Annotated in this window: 2 protein-coding genes and 1 pseudogene; all 3 read right to left on the bottom strand. The window is 66.4% G+C overall.

The window, feature by feature from the left end; translation table 11 throughout:
* Window positions 1-965 (bottom strand): copper resistance protein B (locus tag ACIQCS_RS23890; protein WP_401531954.1); only part of this gene is annotated, 965 nt, incomplete at its 3' end.
* Window positions 962-2,890: pseudogene (locus ACIQCS_RS23885) on the bottom strand (copper resistance system multicopper oxidase). The gene ACIQCS_RS23890 and the pseudogene ACIQCS_RS23885, both read right to left, overlap by 4 nt.
* 67 nt (window positions 2,891-2,957) lie before the next feature.
* Window positions 2,958-3,225: RNA polymerase sigma factor (locus tag ACIQCS_RS23880; RefSeq protein ID WP_401531953.1), on the bottom strand; the 268-nt coding region annotated here is incomplete at its 5' end.

The following is a 3,225-nucleotide window of genomic DNA, read 5'->3' as shown; positions in this document are numbered from 1 at the left end:
TCGGCGCGCGGCTGCAAGATCAGGCGCTGGGTGATGCGCTGGTCGTAATAGCCCTCGACCCGGCCCAGAAGGTCGCCCTTGGTCGAGAGGAACAGCGCGCCTTCGACCTCGAACATGCCGGGAGCCAGACCCTCGACGCCAACGGTCGCATAGGTGCGGTTGGGCCCGCGGCCGAAGTCCTGGCGGACGCCGGCCTGAAGGTTGAAATAGGGGTCGATGGCGCGGCTATAGAGGGCCTGGACGTCTGCGCTGTCGATCCCGCGGCCAAACTCGCCTTCCCCCTCGCTCTTGAGCCAGAGGCGGTTGATGTCGCCGCCGTAAAAGCCTTCGCCATCCCAGCGATAGCCATCGCGGCCGCTATGCGCCTGATACTCGAACAGGTTGAGCAGCACCTGCCCGAAATTGTTGCCGCCGCTGTCCTTCATCATGATGTCGCGCGAGCGCGCCATCTCGCCGCCGGGAAAATCCCGATCGGCGAAGTGGTCGCTGGGGGGGGGCGGCGGGGGCGCATTGCCGGCCGGAAGCGCCGTGCCGGTCATTTGCATGCCGGGCATGGCGGAGGTTCCGGGCATGGCGGTCTGGCCATGCTGCGAATGGTCCATCCCGGGCATGTCCGGCATCGCGCCGTCCTGATGCCGGGAGTGGTCCATGCCCGGCATCTCCGCCATCGCGGGAGCAGCGGGTTGCGGTTGACCGGCGGCATCTGCCTGTGGCGCAGGACTGGCCTGGTCCTGCGAATGGTCCATTGCCGGCATGGTGCCCGGCGCTGGTTTCTGAGCGCGCGGCCTGGTAGCGGGCTTGGGGCGCGGCGCGGCGGCCTTGTCCTTCTTTTTCTCCTGCGCCGGCCGCGCCCCGCCCGGCGGCGTCATGCCGGGCATGTCGTGCATCGAATGATCCTGGGCAAAGGCGGGCGCGGCGGAGAGAAGGGCGATCGCGCTCACCAGCGGCGTGAGGATGCGGGTCATTGCGCGTCTCCCTTCGGACGGACGCTCACGACCCGCATCATCCCTGCATGCATGTGGTAGAGGAGATGACAGTGGAAGGCCCAGTCGCCGACCGCGTCGGCGGTGAAGTCCCAGGTCACCTTGCCGCCGGGCTGGACGATCACCGTATGCTTGCGCGGCGCATGATCGCCATGCCCCGTCACCAGCTCGAAAAAATGCCCGTGAATATGGATCGGATGCCCCATCATCGTGTCGTTGATGAGATTGACGCGCACCCGCTCGCCTTCGATGAAGGGGATCGGCTCGTGATGGTCCGACATTTTTTCGCCGTCGAACGACCACATGAACCGCTCCATGTTGCCGGTGAGGTGAATGTCGATGCTGCGGCTCGGCGCGCGCACGTCCGGATTGCGATCGAGCGCCATCAGGTCCCTGTAGACAAGCACCTTGTGGCCGACGTCGGCGAGGCCCTGGCCGGGCTCGCCGGTGCGGTCTACGGGCATCGGCGAGATGGTCTGGACGCTCGGGTCGCGCTTCACCTGCGGCGCGTTCGAGAAGTCGCGCATCTTCATCGAGCCCATCGCGTGCCCGCCATGATCCATGCCCGCCATCTGGCCATCGGCGCCCATCGCGCCGTGGTCCATGCCGGCCATCGATCCATGATCCATCCCCGAATGATCCATGCCTGCCATGGCGCTATTGTCCATGGTCGCCATCGCTGCCGCCGCGCCGGTCGCGAGGCGCGCGGACGCGTTCTTCTCGGCCGTCGGATCGACGCCCCGCATAGCGCCGCCCGACGGGTCCATGGCGTACATGCGCGGCCGCGGGGACATGTACCAGCCCCGGTCCGTCTATTCGGCGAGCGGCCGTTTGCGTAAGGGGGGAACCTCGCCGGCCATGCCGGCCCTCGGCGCGAGCGTGGCACGCGCCATGCCCGAGCGGTCGATCGCCTCGCCGACAAGGGTGTAGGCCTTGTCATCGCCTGGGCTGACAACGACGTCGTAGGTCTCGGCAACACCAATCTGGAACTCGTCGACGGTGACCGGCACCACATTCTGCCCGTCGGCCTGGACGATGGTCAGCGGCAGGCCGGGGATGCGGACGTTGAAGGTGGTCATCGCCGACGCATTGATGACCCGCAGCCGCACCCGTTCGCCCGGGGTGAAGAGCGCGGTCCAGTTGTCCATCGGACCATGGCCGTTGACGAGATAGGTGTAGGTGGATCCGGTCACATCGGAGATGTCGGCCGGGTCCATCCGCATCTGGCCCCAGTCGAGCCGGTCCTTGAGCGGCTGATCCTTGCCCGACAGGAGCCCGGCCAGGGTCTGGCGCTGGAAATTGAAATGGCCGGGGTTGACCTTGAGGCGCCGGAAGATCGCCTGCGGCGAGAGCGCGCTGTGATCGGCGAGCACGATGACATGCTCGCGGTCATAGGCGACCGGATCGGCACCGGCGGGATCGATGATGATCGGGCCGTAATGGCCTTCCTGTTCCTGCAGGCCTGAATGGCTGTGGTACCAGTAGGTGCCGCTTTGCACGACGGAGAACTGGTAGAGGTAGTTCGAGCCCGGCTTGATGCCCGGAAAAGACACGCCCGGCACACCGTCCATATTGGCCGGCAGGATCAGCCCGTGCCAGTGGATCGAGCTGTCCTCCTCCAGCTGATTGATGACGTTGAGCCGCACGCGCTGGCCTTCGCGCAGCCGGATGAGTGGCGCAGGGACCGTGCCGTTGACGCCGATTGCCCGGAACTGGCGACCATCGATGCTCATCGACTGCCGGGCGATGGTGAGCGTGATGTCTTCGCCCGACACGGTCGGCAGCGTCGGCCGCATCCCCGGCGAGATCGTCTGCGCCCAGGCCGGCAGCCAGGCTGACAAGGCGGCGCCGCCACCGGCGAGGGCCGCGCCGCGAAGGAACTGGCGGCGGTCGAGAGCAGAAATCATTCGGTTTGTCTCAGCTTGCGGAAAGAGGGCGGGCCTACTGGAAATACGCAGCCCGCCCGCGTGCCCCTCAAACTTTCTTCAAAATTTCCGCGAGGCGCGCCCGGGCGCGGTAGAGGCGTGTTTCGACCGCCTTCTGGGAGATGCCGAGAATCTCGGCGGTTTCAGCTTCCGATTTCTCGTCGATCGTACGCAAAATAAGCGTGTCCTTGAGGGAAGACGGCAGGGCAGCAATCGCTTTCATTGCTTGCGCGAGCTGCTGTTCGGCCCCGATCTCCTGCTCGGGGAGCGGTGCGTCGTCGGCGTCGCCGTCCGCCTCGGCGAGCGGTAGGGCTAGG

It is taken from the genome of Sphingomonas sp. NPDC092440, assembly GCF_044754985.1.
Lineage (GTDB): Bacteria > Pseudomonadota > Alphaproteobacteria > Sphingomonadales > Sphingomonadaceae > Sphingomonas.
Note: the sequence above shows the minus strand (reverse complement) of the source record. Positions and strands in the feature narration are given on the sequence as shown.